The organism is Streptomyces rimosus (assembly GCF_008704655.1).
Taxonomy (GTDB): Bacteria; Actinomycetota; Actinomycetes; order Streptomycetales; family Streptomycetaceae; genus Streptomyces; species Streptomyces rimosus.
On the sequence record NZ_CP023688.1, the window covers coordinates 3,242,006 to 3,260,566 of the forward strand.

The 18,561-nt window shown below is 70.4% G+C and carries 14 protein-coding genes and 1 riboswitch; of the genes, 9 read left to right on the plus strand and 5 right to left on the minus strand.

All coding sequences use genetic code 11. The features are described from left to right. Positions 1 to 96: 96 nt before the first annotated feature. A complete protein-coding gene (locus CP984_RS13200) occupies positions 97 to 1,368 on the minus strand; it encodes an extracellular solute-binding protein (RefSeq protein WP_032914286.1) in 1,272 nt (423 codons plus the stop codon). A gap of 309 nt (positions 1,369 to 1,677) precedes the next feature. On the opposite strand from CP984_RS13200, the gene CP984_RS13205 reads away from it, so the two are divergent. The 6 genes from CP984_RS13205 (at position 1,678) to CP984_RS13230 (ending at position 7,521) form a co-directional block, all read left to right on the plus strand. After that, positions 1,678 to 2,436: a GntR family transcriptional regulator gene (locus CP984_RS13205; protein ID WP_003983241.1), complete on the plus strand. Its 759-nt coding sequence runs from the start codon at positions 1,678 to 1,680 to the stop codon at positions 2,434 to 2,436. A gap of 151 nt (positions 2,437 to 2,587) precedes the next feature. After that, positions 2,588 to 4,744, plus strand: a complete 2,157-nt coding sequence (locus tag CP984_RS13210; RefSeq protein WP_003983242.1) for a carbon starvation CstA family protein — start codon at positions 2,588 to 2,590, stop codon at positions 4,742 to 4,744. After that, complete coding sequence (locus CP984_RS13215) at positions 4,741 to 4,938, plus strand: CstA-like transporter-associated (seleno)protein (RefSeq protein ID WP_003983243.1); 198 nt, start codon at positions 4,741 to 4,743, stop codon at positions 4,936 to 4,938. Before CP984_RS13210 ends, CP984_RS13215 begins: the two co-directional genes overlap by 4 nt. Before the next feature lie 123 nt (positions 4,939 to 5,061). Continuing rightward, on the plus strand, positions 5,062 to 5,337 hold the full coding sequence (locus CP984_RS13220; RefSeq protein WP_078575635.1) for a DUF3311 domain-containing protein: 276 nt from the start codon (positions 5,062 to 5,064) through the stop codon (positions 5,335 to 5,337). Then, on the plus strand, positions 5,334 to 6,968 hold the full coding sequence (gene mctP, locus CP984_RS13225) for a monocarboxylate uptake permease MctP (protein WP_003983245.1): 1,635 nt from the start codon (positions 5,334 to 5,336) through the stop codon (positions 6,966 to 6,968). The genes CP984_RS13220 and mctP overlap by 4 nt, the downstream gene beginning before the upstream one ends. A 43-nt stretch (positions 6,969 to 7,011) precedes the next feature. Continuing rightward, positions 7,012 to 7,521, plus strand: coding sequence for a GNAT family N-acetyltransferase (locus CP984_RS13230; protein WP_003983246.1), 510 nt, complete (start codon positions 7,012 to 7,014; stop codon positions 7,519 to 7,521). A gap of 52 nt (positions 7,522 to 7,573) precedes the next feature. Here the strand turns inward: CP984_RS13230 and CP984_RS13235 are convergent, their stop codons facing one another. Both CP984_RS13235 and CP984_RS13240 read right to left on the minus strand, forming a co-directional pair. Next, a complete protein-coding gene (locus tag CP984_RS13235; protein WP_003983247.1) occupies positions 7,574 to 8,932 on the minus strand; it encodes a TolB family protein in 1,359 nt (452 codons plus the stop codon). A gap of 45 nt (positions 8,933 to 8,977) precedes the next feature. Next, the gene (locus CP984_RS13240) at positions 8,978 to 10,297 is read right to left on the minus strand and encodes a TolB family protein (protein WP_158182438.1); all 1,320 of its coding nucleotides are present in this window, start codon (positions 10,295 to 10,297) and stop codon (positions 8,978 to 8,980) included. Between the two features lie 303 nt (positions 10,298 to 10,600). Next, a riboswitch (cobalamin riboswitch) is annotated at positions 10,601 to 10,764 on the plus strand. Positions 10,765 to 10,924: 160 nt separating this feature from the next. Here CP984_RS13240 and CP984_RS13245 point away from each other — a divergent pair. From CP984_RS13245 to CP984_RS13255, 3 genes are all read left to right on the plus strand, one after another. After that, positions 10,925 to 13,378 carry a ribonucleoside-diphosphate reductase subunit alpha gene (locus CP984_RS13245; RefSeq protein WP_003983249.1) on the plus strand — a complete coding sequence of 818 codons (2,454 nt, stop codon included), beginning with the start codon at positions 10,925 to 10,927 and terminating at the stop codon, positions 13,376 to 13,378. Positions 13,379 to 13,380: 2 nt separating this feature from the next. Next, positions 13,381 to 14,445, plus strand: a complete 1,065-nt coding sequence (locus CP984_RS13250; protein ID WP_003983250.1) for a ribonucleotide-diphosphate reductase subunit beta — start codon at positions 13,381 to 13,383, stop codon at positions 14,443 to 14,445. A 143-nt stretch (positions 14,446 to 14,588) separates the two neighbouring features. After that, positions 14,589 to 16,481, plus strand: coding sequence for a transglycosylase domain-containing protein (locus tag CP984_RS13255; RefSeq protein WP_003983251.1), 1,893 nt, complete (start codon positions 14,589 to 14,591; stop codon positions 16,479 to 16,481). A 19-nt stretch (positions 16,482 to 16,500) separates the two neighbouring features. On the opposite strand, the gene def is transcribed toward CP984_RS13255, so the two are convergent. Further along, the gene (gene def / locus CP984_RS13260) at positions 16,501 to 17,142 is read right to left on the minus strand and encodes a peptide deformylase (protein WP_003983252.1); all 642 of its coding nucleotides are present in this window, start codon (positions 17,140 to 17,142) and stop codon (positions 16,501 to 16,503) included. 69 nt (positions 17,143 to 17,211) lie between these two features. Beyond that, the gene (locus CP984_RS13265) at positions 17,212 to 18,198 is read right to left on the minus strand and encodes a tetratricopeptide repeat protein (protein ID WP_003983253.1); all 987 of its coding nucleotides are present in this window, start codon (positions 18,196 to 18,198) and stop codon (positions 17,212 to 17,214) included. Between the last annotated feature and the right edge of the window lie 363 nt (positions 18,199 to 18,561).

Consider the following 18,561-nt stretch of genomic DNA (forward strand, 5'->3'; position numbering starts at 1 on the left):
CCCCCGCGGCTGGCGCCGCCACGGGGGACCGCGGTCACTGGTGCCTGGGCGCGTCGCGCGGTTCCGTACGGGCCGGACCGCCGGACGCGCCGCCGGTCACTGCTTCTGCGCCAGCCGCTTGTTGATCTCGCCCTCGACGTCCTTGGCGGCGTCCGCGGGGGCCTTGCCGTTCAGAACCGCGGTCATGTAGTTCTTGATCGGGTTCGGGGTGTTCTCGACCTGGGCCCACTCGGGGATCAGCGGCGTGGTGCCGCTGGACTTGGCGGCGCCGGGCGCGGCGGCCTCGGCGGCCGGGTTGCCCTTGGCGGCGTCCGCGAGGTCGGGGGACTTCGGGCTCCAGCCGACCTCCTTGACCATCTGTCCGTCGTTCTTTTTGGACAGCGCGACCTTCAGGAACTCCTTGGCGAGCTCCTGGTTCTGGCCGCCGCCGGCGACGGCGAAGTTGGAGCCGCCGAGGAAGACGCCCTCGGGCTTGTCGGCGGTCTCACCCGGGATGGGGAAGAAGCCGATGTCGTCCTTGATGGCCGGGTTGGCCTTGACGGCGGTGGGGCCCTCGTAGCCCATGGCGATGATGGCGCCGGTCTTGCCCTTGGAGAAGATCTCCGCCTGCTGCGGGGTGGCCTCGTCCTTGTTCTTCGGGGCGGTGCTGAACGCCTGGTACTGCTTGTAGATGTCCATGGCCTTGGAGACCTTGGGGTCGCCGAGGTTGGAGACCCACTTGTCGCCCTGCTTCTTGACCAGGTCGGCACCGGTGCCGATGGTCAGGCCGTCGAAGAAGTACCAGTTCTGGCCGGGCAGGTAGAGCGGCTCGGCGTCGGTCTTCTGCTTGATGGTGTCGAACGCCTTGAAGAGTTCCGAGCGGGTCTTGGGCAGTTCCTTGATGCCCGCCTGCGCCCAGATCTTCTTGTTGTACATCACCACGCGGTTGCCGGCGTACCAGGGGAGCGCGTACTGCTTGCCGTCGACGAGGGACGCCTTGTTGAAGGACTCGTTCCAGTCCTTGCCGATTTCCTTCTTCAGGTCGCCCAGCTCCGCGAGCGCGCCGGCCTTGGCGTACGCGGCGGTCTGGGTGTTGCCGATCTCGACGACGTCCGGCGGGTTCTCCTCCGACAGGGCGGTGGTCAGCTTCTGCTGGATGCCGTTCCACTGCTGGACGCGGAATTCGACCGTGGCGCCGGTCTTGGCCTTGAAGTCCTCGGCGACCTGCTTGGTCCACTGCGTCGGGTTGGAGCCGTCCATCACCCAGACGATGAGCTTCTTGCCCTTGAAGCCGTCGGCCCCCGCGGAGCCGCTGCCGCTGGACCCACAGGCAGCGACACTCACCAACATTCCCGCGACTGCCGTCGCCGCTATGAGTCCACGCTTCATTGCGCTCTCCCCTAAAGGCTGGCTGGTGGTCTTTAATGGTTTAGACCAGTGCCCGCAGCTTGGCCTAGACCTTTTGGGGTGTCAAGGGTGTATAAGAGTCGCTGTCAGGTCCGTTACCGGACCGACATCTGGGGCCTGTCGCCGCGGTAGCGGCGTGTGCCCGCGAGGCAGACGCTACGTTGGCGTCGGGCCCCGCGAGCGGGCACGGACCAGCAAGGGAGCATCGGGACCCCACCCGTGCCACGATGTGAGCCGCTACGTACGGAGGAGCCGGTGACGGCAGCGCGACAGGAGTCGGAGAGGCGGGTCATGGAGACCGACGGGGGCAGCGCGGACAACGGCGGCGGCGCACGCACCGCCCGCGTGCCGAAGTACTACCGCCTCAAGCGCCACTTGCTGGAGATCACCGAAACGCTGCCGCCGGGCACCCCGGTTCCGCCCGAGCGGACCCTGGCCGCGGAGTTCGACACGTCCCGCACGACCGTTCGCCAGGCCCTCCAGGAACTGGTCGTCGAAGGACGGCTGGAACGCATCCAGGGCAAGGGCACGTTCGTCGCCAAGCCCAAGGTCTCGCAGGCCCTGCAACTGACCTCCTACACCGAGGACATGCGGGCCCAGGGCCTGGAGCCCGCCTCGCAGCTGCTGGACATCGGCTATGTCACCGCCGACGACCGGCTGGCCGGGCTGCTGGACATCGCGGCCGGCGGCCGGGTGCTGCGCATCGAACGGCTGCGGCTGGCCAGCGGGGAGCCGATGGCCATCGAGACGACCCATCTGTCCGCGAAGCGCTTTCCCGCGCTGCGCCGCAACCTCGTCAAGTACACCTCGCTGTACACGGCGCTGTCCGAGGTCTACGACGTCCGCCCGGCGGAGGCCGAGGAGACCATCGAGACGTCGCTGGCCACCCCGCGGGAGGCCGGGCTGCTCGGTACGGACGTGGGCCTGCCGATGCTGATGCTCTCCCGGCACTCGCTCGACGCCGAGGGCGCCCCGGTGGAGTGGGTGCGCTCGGTCTACCGCGGCGACCGCTACAAGTTCGTGGCCCGGCTGCAGCGTCCGGCGGACTGAGGGCACGGCGGCGGGCCGGCGGGTCCGCCCCGGTGCCCAGCGGCGGGGCCGCCCTTCCGGCGCCCGCCGCCCGGTCGCGTCGCGGTATGGCGCGATCCGCCCCGCTGCCTCTACGGTCCTTGCGTCGTCGCGTCGACGGGAGGACGTACCGGTGCGCCCAGCAGGCCAGCCCCGAACCACCGCCAGCCCCCGCAAGATCGCCGTGTGGACGGCCGTGGCGCTGGTCGGCGCCGCCGGCTGGACGCTGCTCGCCCTCTCCCGCGGGGAGGAGGTCTCGGCCGCCTGGATGGTCGCCGCCGCGCTCGGCTCGTACGCCATCGGCTACCGCTTCTACGCGCGCTTCATCGCCACCCGCGTGCTGCGCGTCGACCGCACCCGGGCCACCCCCGCCGAACGCCTCAACGACGGCGTGGACTTCCACCCCACCGACCGCCGGGTGCTGCTCGGCCACCACTTCGCGGCCATCGCGGGCGCCGGGCCGCTGGTGGGGCCGGTGCTCGCCGCCCAGATGGGGTATCTGCCCGGCACCATCTGGATCATCGTCGGCGTCGTCTTCGCGGGCGCCGTGCAGGACATGGTCGTACTGTTCTTCTCCACCCGGCGCGACGGCCGGTCGCTGGGGCAGATGGCCCGCGAGGAGATCGGCGTGTTCGGCGGGGCGGCCGCGCTGCTCGCCGCCTTCGCCATCATGATCATCCTGCTCGGTGTGCTGGCGCTGATCATCGTCAACGCGCTGGCGCAGTCCCCCTGGGGCACCTTCTCCATCGGCATGACCATCCCGATCGCCCTGCTCATGGGCTTCTACCTGCGGGTGCTGCGCCCCGGCCGGGTCACCGAGGTCTCCCTGATCGGCGTCGCGCTGCTGGTGCTCGCACTGGTCGCGGGCCGCTGGGTCGCCGACTCGTCCTGGGCCGACACCTTCACGCTGGAGCCGAAGACCCTGGTCATTTGGCTGGTGGCGTACGGGTTCATCGCGTCCGTACTGCCGGTGTGGACGCTGCTGGCGCCGCGCGACTACCTCTCCACCTTCATGAAGATCGGCACGATCGGGCTGCTGGCGGTCGGCGTGCTGGTCACGCTGCCGAACTTGAAGATGGACGCGGTCACCCGCTTCGCCGGGCGCGGCGACGGCCCGGTCTTCGCGGGCTCGCTCTTCCCGTTCGTCTTCATCACCATCGCCTGCGGCGCGCTCTCCGGCTTCCACGCCCTGATCTCCTCCGGCACCACGCCCAAGATGGTGCAGAAGGAGACCCAGATCCGCATGATCGGCTATGGCTCGATGCTCATGGAGTCGTTCGTCGCGGTGATGGCGCTGGTCGCGGCGTCGATCATCGACCCGGGGCTGTACTTCGCGATGAACGCGCCGGCCGGCGTCATCGGCGACACCGTCCAGTCGGCCTCGCAGGCCGTCGCGCACTTCGGATACAGCATCTCCCCCGACCAGTTGGCGGCCGCGGCCCAGGCCGTGGAGGAGCACACCCTGCTGTCCCGTACGGGCGGCGCGCCCACCCTCGCCGTGGGGGTGGCGGACATCTTCTCGCAGGTGTTCGGCGGGGCCGGGATGAAGGCGTTCTGGTACCACTTCGCGATCATGTTCGAGGCGCTGTTCATCCTCACCGCGCTGGACGCGGGCACCCGGGTGGGCCGCTTCATGCTCCAGGACATGCTGGGCAACCTCTACAAGCCGTTCCGCAGGGTGAGTTGGAAGCCGGGACTGGTGCTGTGCAGCGCGGCCGTGGTGGCGCTGTGGGGGTACTTCCTGTGGGTCGGCGTCCATGAACCGCTCGGCGGCATCAATCAGCTCTTCCCGGTCTTCGGCATCGCGAACCAGCTGCTGGCGGCGGTCGCGCTGACCGTCTGCACGACGCTGCTGGTGAAGTCCGGCCGGGTGAAGTGGGCCTGGATCACGGGCGTTCCGCTCGCCTGGGACGCCGTCGTCACCCTCACCGCCAGCTGGCAGAAGGTCTTCTCCGGGGACCCGAAGGTCGGTTTCTTCACCCAGCGTGCGGTCTACCAGGACGCCATCGACGCCGGGAAGGTACTGCCGCCCGCCAAGACCATGGACGACATGCACACGGTCGTCACCAACTCGACGGTGGACGGCGTGCTCTCGGCGGTCCTCGCCCTGCTGATCGTCATGGTGATCGCGGACGCGGCCCGGGTGTGCGTACGGCATCTGCGCAACCCGTCCGCGACCCGGCTCAGCGAGGCCCCGTACGTGAAGTCGGCGATCGTCGCGCCCGCCGGGCTGGTGGCCTCCAAGGAGGAGAAGGCGGAGCTGGCGGCGGCGGAACGGAGCGGGCCGTGAGCGGGGTACGACGGGTTCTGGCCTGGATCCGCTGGTACGTACGGGAATTGACCGGCGAGAGCGCGTACGAGCGCTACGTCGCGCATGTCCGGCAGCACACGCCCGACGCGCCGGTCCCCAGCCGCCGGGAATTCGAGCGGCGGCGCGCCGCAGAGCGCGAAGGCGACCCCCGCTCGGGCTTCCGCTGCTGCTGAGGGACCGGTTCGTTGCCGTACCGATATGCGGACAGGTAGTGACGCGTACAACTTCCGTGGCTTAAATTTCCTGCCCACCACCCGCGTGATCACCGGGGACCGCCGGGGAACGGAGCCACGCCCATGCCAGAGCCGTCCGCATCAACCGGAACACCAGCGGGCAGAGCCGCGCCGGTCGTCACCCCCACCCGGGTGATCGCCGGGCTCTGCCTGGTCGCGCCCTTCGTGGCGATGCTGTGGGTCGGCTCGTACGCAAAGGTCGAGCCGACGCTCATCGGCATCCCGTTCTTCTACTGGTACCAGATGCTGTGGGTGCTGATCTCGACGGTTCTCACCATGGTCGCGTACAAGCTGGTCCAGCGTGAGCAGCGGCTGCGCAAGGGGGGTGCGTCCCGGTGAAGGACGGCGTGAACGGCGTCGCGCTCGCCGTCTTCATCTTCTTCTTCGTGGCCGTGACGGTCATGGGCTTCCTGGCGGCACGCTGGCGCAAGGCCGAGCAGGCCGCCAACCTCGACGAGTGGGGGCTGGGCGGGCGCAGCTTCGGCACCTGGGTGACCTGGTTCCTGCTGGGCGGCGACCTGTACACGGCGTACACCTTCGTCGCCGTGCCGGCGGCGATCTACGCGGCGGGCGCGGCCGGGTTCTTCGCCGTCCCGTACACGATCCTCGTCTACCCGCTGATCTTCACCTTCCTGCCCCGCCTGTGGTCGGTCTCGCACAAGCACGGGTACGTGACCACCTCGGACTTCGTGCGCGGCCGGTTCGGCTCCAAGAGCCTGTCGCTGGCCGTGGCGCTCACCGGCATCCTCGCCACGATGCCGTACATCGCGCTGCAACTCGTCGGCATCCAGGCCGTGCTGGACGTGATGGGCGTCGGCGGCGGCGAGGACACGAACTGGTTCGTCAAGGACCTGCCGCTGCTGATCGCCTTCGGCGTGCTGGCGGCGTACACCTACAGCTCCGGGCTGCGGGCCCCCGCGCTGATCGCGTTCGTCAAGGACGGGCTGATCTACCTGGTCATCGCCGTCGCGATCATCTACATCCCGATCAAGCTGGGCGGCTTCGACCATATCTTCGCGGTGGCGAAGGACGCCTTCGCGCAGAAGAATCCGGCGACCGGCAAACCGCGCGGGGAACTGGCCAGCGGGCCGAACGCGCAGTGGGCGTACGCGACGCTCGCGCTCGGCTCGGCGCTCGCGCTGTTCATGTACCCGCACTCGATCACGGCGACGCTCTCCTCGCGCAACCGCAACGTGATCCGCCGCAACACCACCATCCTTCCGCTGTACTCCCTGATGCTGGGGCTGCTGGCGCTGCTCGGGTTCATGGCGGTGGCGGCCGGGATCAAGGTGCAGAACGGGCAGCTGGCGATTCCGCAGCTGTTCGAGGACATGTTCCCCGACTGGTTCACGGGCGTGGCGTTCGCCGCGATCGGCATCGGCGCGCTGGTGCCCGCCGCGATCATGTCCATCGCCGCGGCGAACCTTTTCACCCGCAACATCTACAAGGACTTCCTCAAGCCGGGCGCCACACCCGAGCAGGAACACAAGGTCGCCAAGCTGGTGTCGCTGCTGGTGAAGGTCGGTGCGCTGGTCTTCGTGCTGACGATGGACAAGACCGTCGCCATCAACTTCCAGCTGCTGGGCGGCATCTGGATCCTGCAGACCATGCCGGCCCTGGTGGGCGGTCTGTTCACCCGCTGGTTCCACCGGTGGGCGCTGCTGGCCGGCTGGGCGGCGGGCATGATCTACGGCACGCTCGCGGCATACGGGGTGGCCAGCCCCACGCAGAAGCACTTCGGCGGCTCCAGCGCGCAGATCCCCGGCATCGGCGAGATCGGCTACATCGGGCTGACCGCGTTCGTGCTGAACGTCCTGGTCACGGTCGTCCTGACGGTGGTACTGCGCGCGGTCAAGGCCCCCGACGGCGTCGACGAGACGTCCCCGGAGGACTACACGGCGGACGCCGGTGACAAGGGCGTCCAGGTCGAGCTGCCGCCGGCCACGGCGGGGGTTCCGGCGGGGCACTGAGGGGGCCGGAGGAATTGTCAGACCCCCGGTGCACACTGGGCCCATGGACATCACGATCAGGCCCGCGCGGCACGAGGAGTTCGAGGAGATCGGCGAACTCCTCGTGGCGGCCTACGCGGCGGACGGACTGCTGGCCCTCGGGGCCGACGACCCGTATGTGCACGAGCTGCGCAAGGTGGCCGAGCGGGCGGAGCAGGCCGAGGTACTGACGGCTGTCGACGCCGACGGCGCGGTGCTGGGGGCGGTGACCTTCGCCGCCCCCGGCAGCCCGTACGCCGAGATAGCCGGGCCCGACGAGGGCGAGTTCCGGATGCTGGCCGTCGCCCCCGCCGGCCGCGGGCGCGGCATCGGCGAGGCGCTGGTGCGCGCCTGCATGGACCGCGCCCGCTCCCTGGGCCTGAACCGCATGGTGCTCTCCGCCCTGCCGCACATCGAGAACGCCCACCGCGTGTACCAGCGCATCGGTTTCACGCGCATACCGGAGCGGGACTGGGAGCCCTTGCCGGGCATCACGCTGCTGGCGTTCACCTGCGATCTGGGCGAAGCGGTATAGCGCCGGGCCGGGCCCATGCGCCCGGCCCGGCGCGCCCGGTCACGGCATCGGGTTACGGCAGCATCCGCCGCACGAACACATCCGTGACCCCATTCGTGTCCCCCGGGACCAGGTTCGCCGCGTCCGAGTCGAAGGCCGCGGTCAGGCCCGTGGCGTCGGTGGAGACGTTGGAGGACCAGCCCTGGTCGGGTGTGCTGTCGACGGGGCGGTTGACGCGTGTGATGACGCCGGTGCGCATGTCGCGGACGAAGATGTCCGTCGCGTTGTTGGTGTCGTCCCGTACGAGGTCCGGTGCCGAGGACTCGAAGTACAGGCGGCCGTTGTCGGCGGACAGTACGCCCAGGCCGGAGGAGCCGGTCTGCGGCTGCTTGCCGTCGTAGGTGTAGGACATCTGCTCCGTCGTGCCCTTGACGAGGTCCCGTACGAACAGGTCCGCCCGGCCGGTCGGGTGGCCGGGCACCACTTCCCCGTACTGGCTGGAGAAGACCGCGTAGCGGCCGTCGGGGCTGAGCGAGGCGTTCCAGGCGCCGACCGTCTCGCCGGTGGAGGAGAGGCTCCCCACGCCGGTGCGGCCGGTGTCCAGGTCGTGCACATAGAACGGGTAGCTGTGCGGTTTGCGCAGACCGGCCCGCTCGCGGGCGGCGGCGGCCGGGTCCGGGCGCAGGTTGGCGGCCTTGGAGATGAAGCCGACCGTACGGCCGTCGTAGCTGATCACCGGGTTGGCGGAGGGGCCGTTGGCCTGCTCTCCGGTGGCGGTGACGCTCACCCGCTCGACCGTGCCCGTCTTCCGGTCGCGGACGAAGATGTCCTGGGCCTTGTTGGTGTCGCCGGGCACCAGGTCCTCGCGGCTGGAGGCGAACGCCACGTACCGCCCGTTGGCGCTGATCACCGGCATCTGGGAGCCCTGTTTGCCCTGCGGGGGCCGCCCGTCGAGGGTGACGCTCTCGGTGCGTCCGGTCCTGCGGTCGTGCACGAAGATGTCGGTTGCGGCGTTGGTGTCGCCCGGCACGAGGTGGGCGGCGTCGGAGGCGAAGGCGACATACCGGCCGTCGGCGCTGATGGTGGGCGTGGACGACCAGGAGTCGGCCTGGGTGCCGTCGCCCGCGACGTTGACCCGTTCGACGGCGCCGGTGCGCAGGTCCTTCACGAAGATGTCCGACTGCCCGTTGGTGTCGCCGGGCACCAGGTTCGTCGCGTCGGAGGCGAAGACGGCGAACCGGCCATCGGCGCTGATCATCGAGCCGGACGAGCCGCCGTTGCCCTGCGTGCCGTCGGCGGCGACGCTGGCCCGCTCGGTGCCGGACGGCGGCGCGGGCTGCGCGGCGGCCGTCGTGGCGGGCAGCAGCGCGGCGAGCGCGCACACCCCCGTGACGGCGGCGAGTCTTCGTACGGTGCTGCGGGTGGACCTCATGGCGGGTTCCCCTCCTGATGGGTACGTGGATGCGTCGCCGTTGCGTCAGTGCGGGAGCCGGCGGACGAAGACATCGCCCGTCCCGTTCGTGTCGCCGGGCACCAGCCCGTCGTCGCGCGAGTCGAAGACCGCCAGCCGCCCGGAGGCGTCGGGCACCGCGGCATTGGTCCAGGAGGACGACTGGCCGCCGTCCGCGGTGACGTTGATCCGCTCGACCCGCCCGGTGCGCAGGTCGCGGACGAAGGCGTCCACCTGGCCGTTGGTGTCGCCGGGCACCAGGTTGGTCGCCGCCGCGGTGAAGAAGAGCCGCCGGTTGTCCGCGCTGAGCCGCCCGTCGGAGGACCAGCCGTTGCCCTGGGTCCCGTCGTGCGCGCGGGACACCAGCCGGGTGGTGCCCTTGTCCAGGTCGCGGTCGAAGATGTCGTAGGTGCGATTGGTGTCGCCCGGCACCACGTCGTCGGCCACGGAGGTGAAGACCGCGTGCCGGCCGTCGGGGCTGAGCCGCGGGAACGGCGACACGCCGACCACGGCGCCGGTCGAGCCGAGGCTCGCCACGCTCGTCCGCCCGGTGTCCAGGTCGTGGACGTACATGGGGTCCTGCGGCGGCGGGCGGCGGAAGCCGGGCCCGGCGGGGGTGAGATTCGTCGCCTTGGAGGTGAACGCCACCCGGCGGCCGTCGGCGCTGATCGACGGGAAGGCGGAGGGGCCGTCGGCCTGGGCGCCGTCGCTCGCCACACTGACGCGTTGCGTCGTTTTCTTCTGCACATCGTGGACGAAGATGTCCAGGCGCTCGTTGGTGTCGCCGGGCACCAGGTCCGCGCGGTACGAGCCGAAGGCGAGGTGGCGGCCGCTGCCGCTGAGGGCGAAGTTCTGCACCCCGTAGCCGTACGGGGACGTGCCCGCGCCCGCGGTGGGGCTCGTGGTGCGGCCGGTCAGCCGGTCGTGGACGAAGACGTCGCCCTCGCCGTTGGTGTCGCCGGGCACCAGGTTCGACGCCGAGGAGTAGAAGGCCACATACCGCCCGTCGGCACTGATCTCGGGCGACCCCGACAGGGCGTTGCCACGGGTGCCGTCACCGGCGACGCTGACCAGGTCGACCTTTCCCGTCCGTAAATCCTTGACGTGGACGTCCTGTTGGCCGTTGGCGTCGGCGGGTCCCAGATTGGTGGCTTCCGAGGTGAATGCCACGAACCGCCCGTTCGCGCTGAGCGTCGGACCGCCCGAGAAACCGTTTCCCTGCGTCCCGTCGGCGGCGACACTGACCCGTTCGGTCGCCGGGGCCGCCGGCCGCGCGGCAGCGGCCGTCGCGGGCAGCATCCCCGCCACGGCACACGCTCCGGCCAGCAGCCCCACGGTTCTGGCCACGCCACGCGCAGCACCGTTTCTTCGCATGTTCCCCCTCACATCACGTCCCCCACCCGCCCCGCCGGGCGACGGAGCAGACAAGGAGCCAATACGCTTCAGGAGTCCCGGTCAACGCATCAGGGACATTCCGCGCCACCAATACGCCCCCTGCATCAGCCCCTGTCCAGGAGGGCCGTCAGCCCCCGGCCGCAAGGCCCACAACGGCTCCAGGAAGCCTTCGCAGGGGCCCCGCAGAGCCCCTGCGAACGACGTTGGAACGGCTGCCGAATACCACGGCTCGGGACAACCCCGTTACAACGCGACACAAGATATGGGGGTGGGTGCACGAGGCAGCACAAGATGTATGCTCGTGCTCGCTGTCGTCGCAGGGGAATCCGGTGCGAATCCGGAACTGTCCCGCAACGGTGTACGAAGTGCGGCAATCCGCACCCGTGAGTCCGAAGACCTGCCCGCAGTACGCCCGCGCCACCCCCGGCGCGGTCGTCGATACGTCCGGGCCTCGCGGGTTGGGCCGGTGGACGCTGCGCGGTGTGCCCGCGCGCCCCTCGCCGTGCCAGGGGTGCCGCACGCCCGTACGCGGCCGTCGCGCTCCTCCCCCGGCCCCCGCCGAGTGAGGGAGAGCAGCACGTGACCATCGCGCCAACGGAGCCCGCGTCAACCCAGCAGGTCGTGCAGCCCGCGAAGGACACGAAGCCCCGGCAGGACGCCGGCGGCCGGGCCGGGGACGGCCCCGGCACCGCGCTGCTGCGCACGCTGACCGACCTCACCGCCGACCTGGACGCCACCGACCCCGGCAAGATCGCCGCCGCCGCGCTGCGCGGCCGCCACGCCGGCTCCGACGAGGCCGAGCTGCGCTCGCTGGCCATGGAGGCCGCCGCCGGCCTGATCGGCGACGAGCCGCAGTACTCCAAGCTGGCCGCCCGCCTGCTGACCCGCGCCATCGCGGAGGAGGCGGCCGCGGAGGGGGCGACCGCCTTCTCCGCCTCCGTCGCCACCGGCCACCGCGAGGGTCTGATCGCCGACGACACGGCCGAGTTCGTACGGACCCACGCGGCGCGCCTGGACGCGCTGGTCGACCGGGCCCTGGCGGACGGCGCCGACGACCGGTTCGGCTACTTCGGCCTGCGCACCCTGCACTCCCGCTACCTGCTGCGCCACCCGATCTCCCGGCAGGTCATCGAGACCCCGCAGCACTTCCTGCTGCGCGTGGCCTGCGGTCTGGCCGAGGACCACAGCGAGCGGGCCGTGGACGACGTCGCCGAGCTGTACCGGCTGACCAGCACGCTGTCGTACCTGCCGTCCTCCCCCACCCTGTTCAACTCCGGCACCCGGCACCCGCAGATGTCCTCCTGCTACCTGCTGGACTCCCCACTGGACGAGCTGGACTCGATCTACGACCGCTACCACCAGGTCGCACGCCTGTCGAAGCACGCCGGCGGCATCGGCCTGTCGTACTCCCGGGTGCGCGCCCGCGGCTCGCTGATCCGCGGCACCAACGGCCACTCCAACGGCATCGTGCCGTTCCTGCGCACCCTGGACGCCTCGGTCGCGGCCGTGAACCAGGGCGGCCGGCGCAAGGGCGCGGCCTGCGTCTACCTGGAGACCTGGCACGCGGACCTGGAGGAGTTCCTGGAGCTGCGCGACAACACGGGCGAGGACGCCCGGCGCACCCACAATCTGAACATCGCGCACTGGATCCCCGACGAGTTCATGCGCCGCGTCGAGGCGGACGCCGACTGGTCGCTGTTCTCCCCCAGCGACGTGCCGGAGCTGGTGGACCTGTACGGCGACGAGTTCGACACCGCGTACCGCAAGGCGGAGGCCGCGGGCCTGGCCGTCAAGCAGGTCCCGGCGCGCATCCTGTACGCGCGGATGATGCGCACCCTCGCGCAGACCGGCAACGGCTGGATGACCTTCAAGGACGCCGCCAACCGCACCGCCAACCAGACCGCCGAGCCCGGCAAGGTGGTGCACTCCTCGAACCTGTGCACCGAGATCCTGGAGGTCACCGACGACGGCGAGACCGCGGTCTGCAACCTCGGCTCGGTCAACCTCGCCGCCCACCTCGGCAACGAGGCCAACGGCTGGGAGGAGGCGATGGACTGGGAGCGGCTGGACGCCACGGTCCGTACGGCCGTGACCTTCCTGGACCGCGTGGTGGACATCAACTTCTACCCGACCGAGCAGGCCGGCGCCTCCAACTCGCGCTGGCGGCCGGTAGGTCTGGGCCTGATGGGCCTCCAGGACGTCTTCTTCCGGCTGCGGCTCGGCTTCGACTCGCCCGAGGCGCGCGAGCTGTCCACCCGTATCTCCGAGCGGATCATGCTGGCCGCCTACGAGGCGTCCGCCGACCTCGCCGAGCGGCACGGCCCGCACCCGGCCTGGTCCGCGACCCGTACGGCCCGCGGCGTGCTGCACCCCGACCACTACCCGAACGCCGAGCCGCGCTGGGCGGACCGGTGGGCGGCGCTGCGCACCCGTATCGCGGCGACCGGCATGCGCAACTCGCTGCTGCTGGCCATCGCGCCGACCGCGACCATCGCCTCGATCGCGGGCGTGTACGAGTGCATCGAGCCGCAGGTCTCCAACCTGTTCAAGCGCGAGACGCTGAGCGGCGAGTTCCTCCAGGTCAACGCGTACCTGATCGAGGAGCTGAAGGCGCTGGGCCTGTGGGACGAGCGGACCCGTGACGCGCTGCGCGAGGGCAACGGCTCGGTACAGGAGCTGGACTGGATCCCCGCGGAGATCCGCGAGCTGTACCGGACGGCCTGGGAGATCCCGCAGCGCGCGCTGATCGACATGGCGGCGGACCGTACGCCCTACCTCGACCAGAGCCAGTCGCTGAACCTGTTCATGGCGTCGCCGACCATCGGCAAGCTCAGCTCGATGTACGCCTACGCCTGGAAGCGCGGCATCAAGACCACGTACTACCTGCGCTCGCGGCCGGCGACCCGGATCGCCCAGTCCGCGCGCGGCACGGGCGGGGGCGCGCAGCCCGCTCCCGTACCCACCCAGGCGGCCGACCCCGAGGCCGTCGCCTGCTCCCTGGAAAACCCCGAGTCCTGCGAGGCATGCCAGTAACCATGACCACTACCCCTGAGAAGACCGAGACGTCCGCCGCCGCCTCGCACACCGCCACCACCGGCAGCAAGAACCTCCTCGACCCGGGCTTCGAGCTGACCCTGCGCCCGATGCGCTACCCGGACTTCTACGAGCGCTACCGCGACGCGATCAAGAACACCTGGACGGTGGAGGAGGTCGACCTCCACTCCGACGTCGCCGACCTCGCCAAGCTCTCGCCCGGCGAGCAGCACATGATCGGCCGGCTTGTCGCGTTCTTCGCGACCGGTGACTCGATCGTGGCGAACAACCTCGTGCTGACGCTCTACAAGCACATCAACTCCCCCGAGGCGCGGCTCTACCTGAGCCGGCAGCTGTTCGAGGAGGCCGTGCACGTCCAGTTCTATCTGACGCTGCTGGACACCTATCTGCCCGACCCGGACGACCGCGCCGCCGCGTTCGCCGCGGTGGAGAACATTCCCTCCATCCGGGAAAAGGCCGAGTTCTGCTTCAAGTGGATGGATTCGGTCGAGACCATCGACCGCCTGGAGTCGAAGGCCGACCGCCGCCGCTTCCTGCTGAACCTGATCTGCTTCGCGGCCTGCATCGAGGGGCTGTTCTTCTACGGCGCCTTCGCCTACGTGTACTGGTTCCGTTCGCGCGGCCTGCTGCACGGCCTGGCCACCGGCACCAACTGGGTCTTCCGCGACGAGACCATGCACATGAACTTCGCGTTCTCGGTCGTGGACACGGTGCGCGAGGAGGAGCCGGACCTCTTCGACGAGGAGCTGGAGCGCCAGGTCACCGACATGCTCAAGGAGGCCGTCGAGGCGGAGCTGCAGTTCGGCCGGGACCTGTGCGGTGACGGGCTGCCGGGCATGAACACCGAGTCGATGCGCGAATACCTCCAGTGCGTGGCCGACCAGCGCCTGCAGCGCCTGGGCTTCGCGCCGGTGTACGGCTCGGAGAACCCGTTCTCCTTCATGGAGCTGCAGAACGTCCAGGAGCTGACCAACTTCTTCGAGCGGCGTGCCTCGGCCTACCAGGTCGCCGTCGAGGGCTCGGTCTCCTTCGACGACGAGTTCTGATCCACCGTGCCGGGGCCGGTCCGCAGGTGCGGACCGGCCCCGGCCGTTTCTTTATGTCCGACGAATCCGGACCGGATTTGATGAGTCGATGACAACGCGCCGGCGACGGCAACCCTGCCGTATGCCGCCTGCTCTCCCGTTATATGAAGGGCAGCGAGCAACCGAAAAAGCGGTTCATCGACTATCCCCGCCGGGGCCGTAACGGATGGCGCCGGTGGCTGCCGTCCTGGAGACAGCAGCTCGGCGTCACGGCCATCGGCGCGGCCGGATTCGCCGGGCTCTTCGCCTTCGTGTACGCCCAGGTCGGCATCCCGGACGAGAACGCCGCCGCGCGCCAGGAAGCCACCGTCTTCTACTGGGCGGATGGCAGCCAGATGGTGACCGAGGGTGCCGTCAACCGGCAGAACGTGACCCTCGACCAGGTGCCCGACCCGGTGGAACACGCCGTGATCGCCGCCGAGAACGCGAGTTTCTACTCCGATTCCGGGGTCTCGCTCTCCGGTATCGCGCGGGCCGCGGTGAACATGGCCCAGGGCCAGGACGCGCAGGGCGGCTCCACCATCACCCAGCAGTATGTGAAGAACACGTACCTCTCGCAGGACCAGACGCTCAAGCGCAAGGTGAAGGAGTTCTTCATCGCGCTGAAGCTGGACAACCGCAAGTCCAAGTCGGAGATACTCCAGGGGTACCTCAACACCAGTTATTTCGGGCGGCATTCGTTCGGTATCCAGGCCGCCGCGAACGCGTACTACGGCATTCCGGCCAAGGACCTGGACCCCAGCCAGGGTGCGGCGCTGGCCGCGCTGCTCAAAGGGGCCGAGCAGTACGATCCGGCGCTGAGCGAGGCCAACCACCGGCGTGCGGTGGCGCGGTGGAAGTGGATTCTGGACCGCGAGGTGGAAACCGGTCGGATGAGCCGGGAGGAGCGCGCCCGGTACACACGGTTCCCCGAGCCGCGCAAACCTGTCACCCCGACCAGTCAGAGGGGCCAGACCGGCTATCTCGTCGACGCCGCGAAGAAGTATCTCAAGAGCCGTACCGGCCTGACCGACCGCGATCTCGCACGCGGCGGCTACCGCATTCACACCACCTTCGAGAAGGACAAGGTGACGCGGCTGACGAAAGCGGTGGAGGACGAGCGGCGCCGCAGTATCGACCCGAAGAAGCGGGCCGCCGACGCGCACGTGGAATTCGGTGCCGCGTCGGTACGGCCCAAGGACGGCGCGCTCGTCGCGCTCTACGGCGGTCCGGACGCCACACAGCACTTCGCGAACAACGCGGACACCGCGGGCGTACCGGCCGGCTCGGCCTTCAAGCCTTTCGTGATGGCCGCCGCGCTCCGCGACACCGCGCCCGAGAAGGCCGTCGCCGCGCCCGCTGACGCACCCGCCGCGGGCACGGCCACCGTGCAGGCCGCCGTACCGCCGGACCTGTACGACGGCCTGGTGACCTCCGCACATCCGCCGTTCGTCGCCGCGGGCCGGCGTTTGGGCCTGGAGAAGGTACGGGATCTGGCGATCGAGGCGGGCCTGCACAAGACGAGCCTGGCGCGCCTGGAGCCCACCTTCCCGCTCGGCACCTCCACGCCCAGCGCGATCCGGCTGGCCGGCGCGTACTCGCTCTTCGGCAACGACGGCAGCCGGACCGAGCCGTACTCAGTGACCAGGGTGGAACACGACGGCACGCCGCTGCCGGGCCTCACGCCGCCCGCCCCGCGCCGCGTATTGACGCCCGGGGCGGCGCACGGCATCAACTGGGCGCTCCGGGCGTACGCCGGGAAGACGCTGCCCCCGGAGACCGTGGCGAAGCTGCCGCGCGGCATCTGGGCGGGCGGCACCGGGCCGCAGGACCGCATGCGGTCGGCGTGGTTCATCGGCAACGACGGCACCCGCGGCGGCGGGCTGACCACCGCCGTCACCGTCTTCCGCGCCGAGCCGGGGGCGCCGCGGCTGCTGCCCATGGAGGGCGTGGGCGGCGACATGCGGTTCGGCAACGGCATACCGCCCCGCGTCTGGGCGGCGTACGCCACGGGGTGAGGCGGCGGCCGGGCGCGGCTCAGTCGTTGGCGACGACCGGGTACCGCGGCTCGCGCTCGGCCATCTGCTTCAGCGCGTCCTTGCGGTCGCGCTTGGAGAGCCGGTCGATGTACAGGTAGCCGTACAGGTGGTCGGTCTCGTGCTGGAGGCAGCGCGCGAAGTAGCCGGTGCCGGCGACCTTGATCGGGTTGCCCTCGGCGTCCTGGCCGCTGACGACCGCGTAATCGGGGCGGGCCAGCTCCGCGTACGCGCCGGGCACCGACAGGCAGCCCTCGTTGGAGTCGTCCAGCACCCGCCGCTCGACCGGCAGGTCCTCCAGGACCGGGTTGCAGACCGCGCCGACGTGGCGCACGCCCTCGTCGTCCAGGCAGTCGTACACGAAGACCTTCAGGTCCACGCCGATCTGGTTGGCGGCCAGGCCGACGCCCTCGGCCGTGCGCTGGCTGGCGAACATGTCGTCGATGAGCTGGGCCAGCTTGTCGTCGAACTCGGTGACGTCCTTGCACTCCTTGTGCAGCACCGGGTTGCCGACGACGGTGATCGGGCGGGACGTACCGCGCTCGCGGTGCGCCTTCTCCCGCTCGTCCGCGCCGGTCACGTCGTCGACGAAGCCCTCCGCCGCCCGCTCCTCGTTGTGGTCAAAAACAGGCTGTTGCGCCATCTCCGCCGTACGCCTTCCTGGAAACCCGAAATTCTTCGTCCACCAGCCTACGGGGCGGCCCGACGGCCCTCAGCAGACCTCTTCCAGATCGCGCCACTCCCGGGTGTCCGGGCTGTCCGCGACCCAGCCGTCCAGCAGGCCGCGCACCAGGCCGGCGGGCGCGGCGATGCCGCACTCGCGCTCCGGCACCCACAGCGAGCCGGAGCCCGCCGTACGGTGGCCCAGCGGCCCCGGGTGGCCCGGTTCGCTGTGATCGTGCGGGTCCAGGTGCTCGCCCTCGCCCTCGTCGCTGGGCATCCGGCTCTCGGAGCACGTACGGCACAGCAGGCGGACGGAGGACGACCAGTCCTCCGCGGCAAAGCCCGCGTCGGCGGCCAGCCGCTCCAGGGCGTCGCGGTCGGCCTCCGTGGCGGCCTCCAGGAGCACCACCCAGGTGGGGACCGGGGAGGGCGCCCACAGCTCGATCTCGTCGAACACGGGGAAGGACGGTCCCGCCGCGGTGGTGCGCTCGCCGTTCGGTACGCCGTCGTGCAGCACGACCTCGCCCCAGCGCCGCCCGGAGGACGGCAGCGGGATGGAGAGCACCTCGATACGGGCCGGGTCCAGCCGGCGGCCCCAGACCACCTCGGCCTCGCCCTCGGGCGACAGGCGCACGGCGGCGCTGCCCAGCTCCATGCCGACCGGTTCGGCGGACGGCGAACCCTCGCCGGGGACCTTGAGGCCGTACGCCTGCCAGGCGCGCCGGGCCAGCGGCCAGTCCTGGAGGGCGGTGGCCGCGATGCCCACGTTCCACCAGTCGGGGGCCTCGGCCTCGCGGTCCAGCAGGGCGACCGCGCGGAGCCCGGCGGCGCGCGCCTGCTCCCAGTCGTGCCGGAACTTGTGCAGCAGCGCGAGGTTGAACCAGGACTCCGACAGCCACGGCTCCATGTCCGCCGCCCGGGTCAGCAGCGCGCCCGCGTCCTCGTAACGGCCGTCACCGATCAGCGTGAAAGCGCGGTCGGTCGCCTGCCGCCACGAGGCGGAGGGCCGGTGCCGTACCTTGCCGAAGATCCTCACGATTCCCGCCTGCTGGTTGCTTCCTGGATGCCGCCCCGGACCAAGGCCGGGGGCCGTTCGAGGGCCCACTCGACAACCTGCCACAGATTGCCGCCGGGCTCAGCCCGGTTGCCGCGCCGGCCGCGGCCCGCCACCGACCCCCTCATCGGCTCCTTGCCTTTCGCCGACCCCCTGAATCCCCGTTCGTGGGGGTTCCTTCGCATCCAACCATGCCCATCTCCGGGGCCGCTCATTACCCATCGGTTCCGTGACCTTGCGCGGGTGTTTGTGGCGATCTGGGCGGGGCATGCGACACGAACGTCCGTACGCAATGCGCAACAGGACGGCCGCCGGCAACACGGCCGGGCGGTACGTCGGATGAGG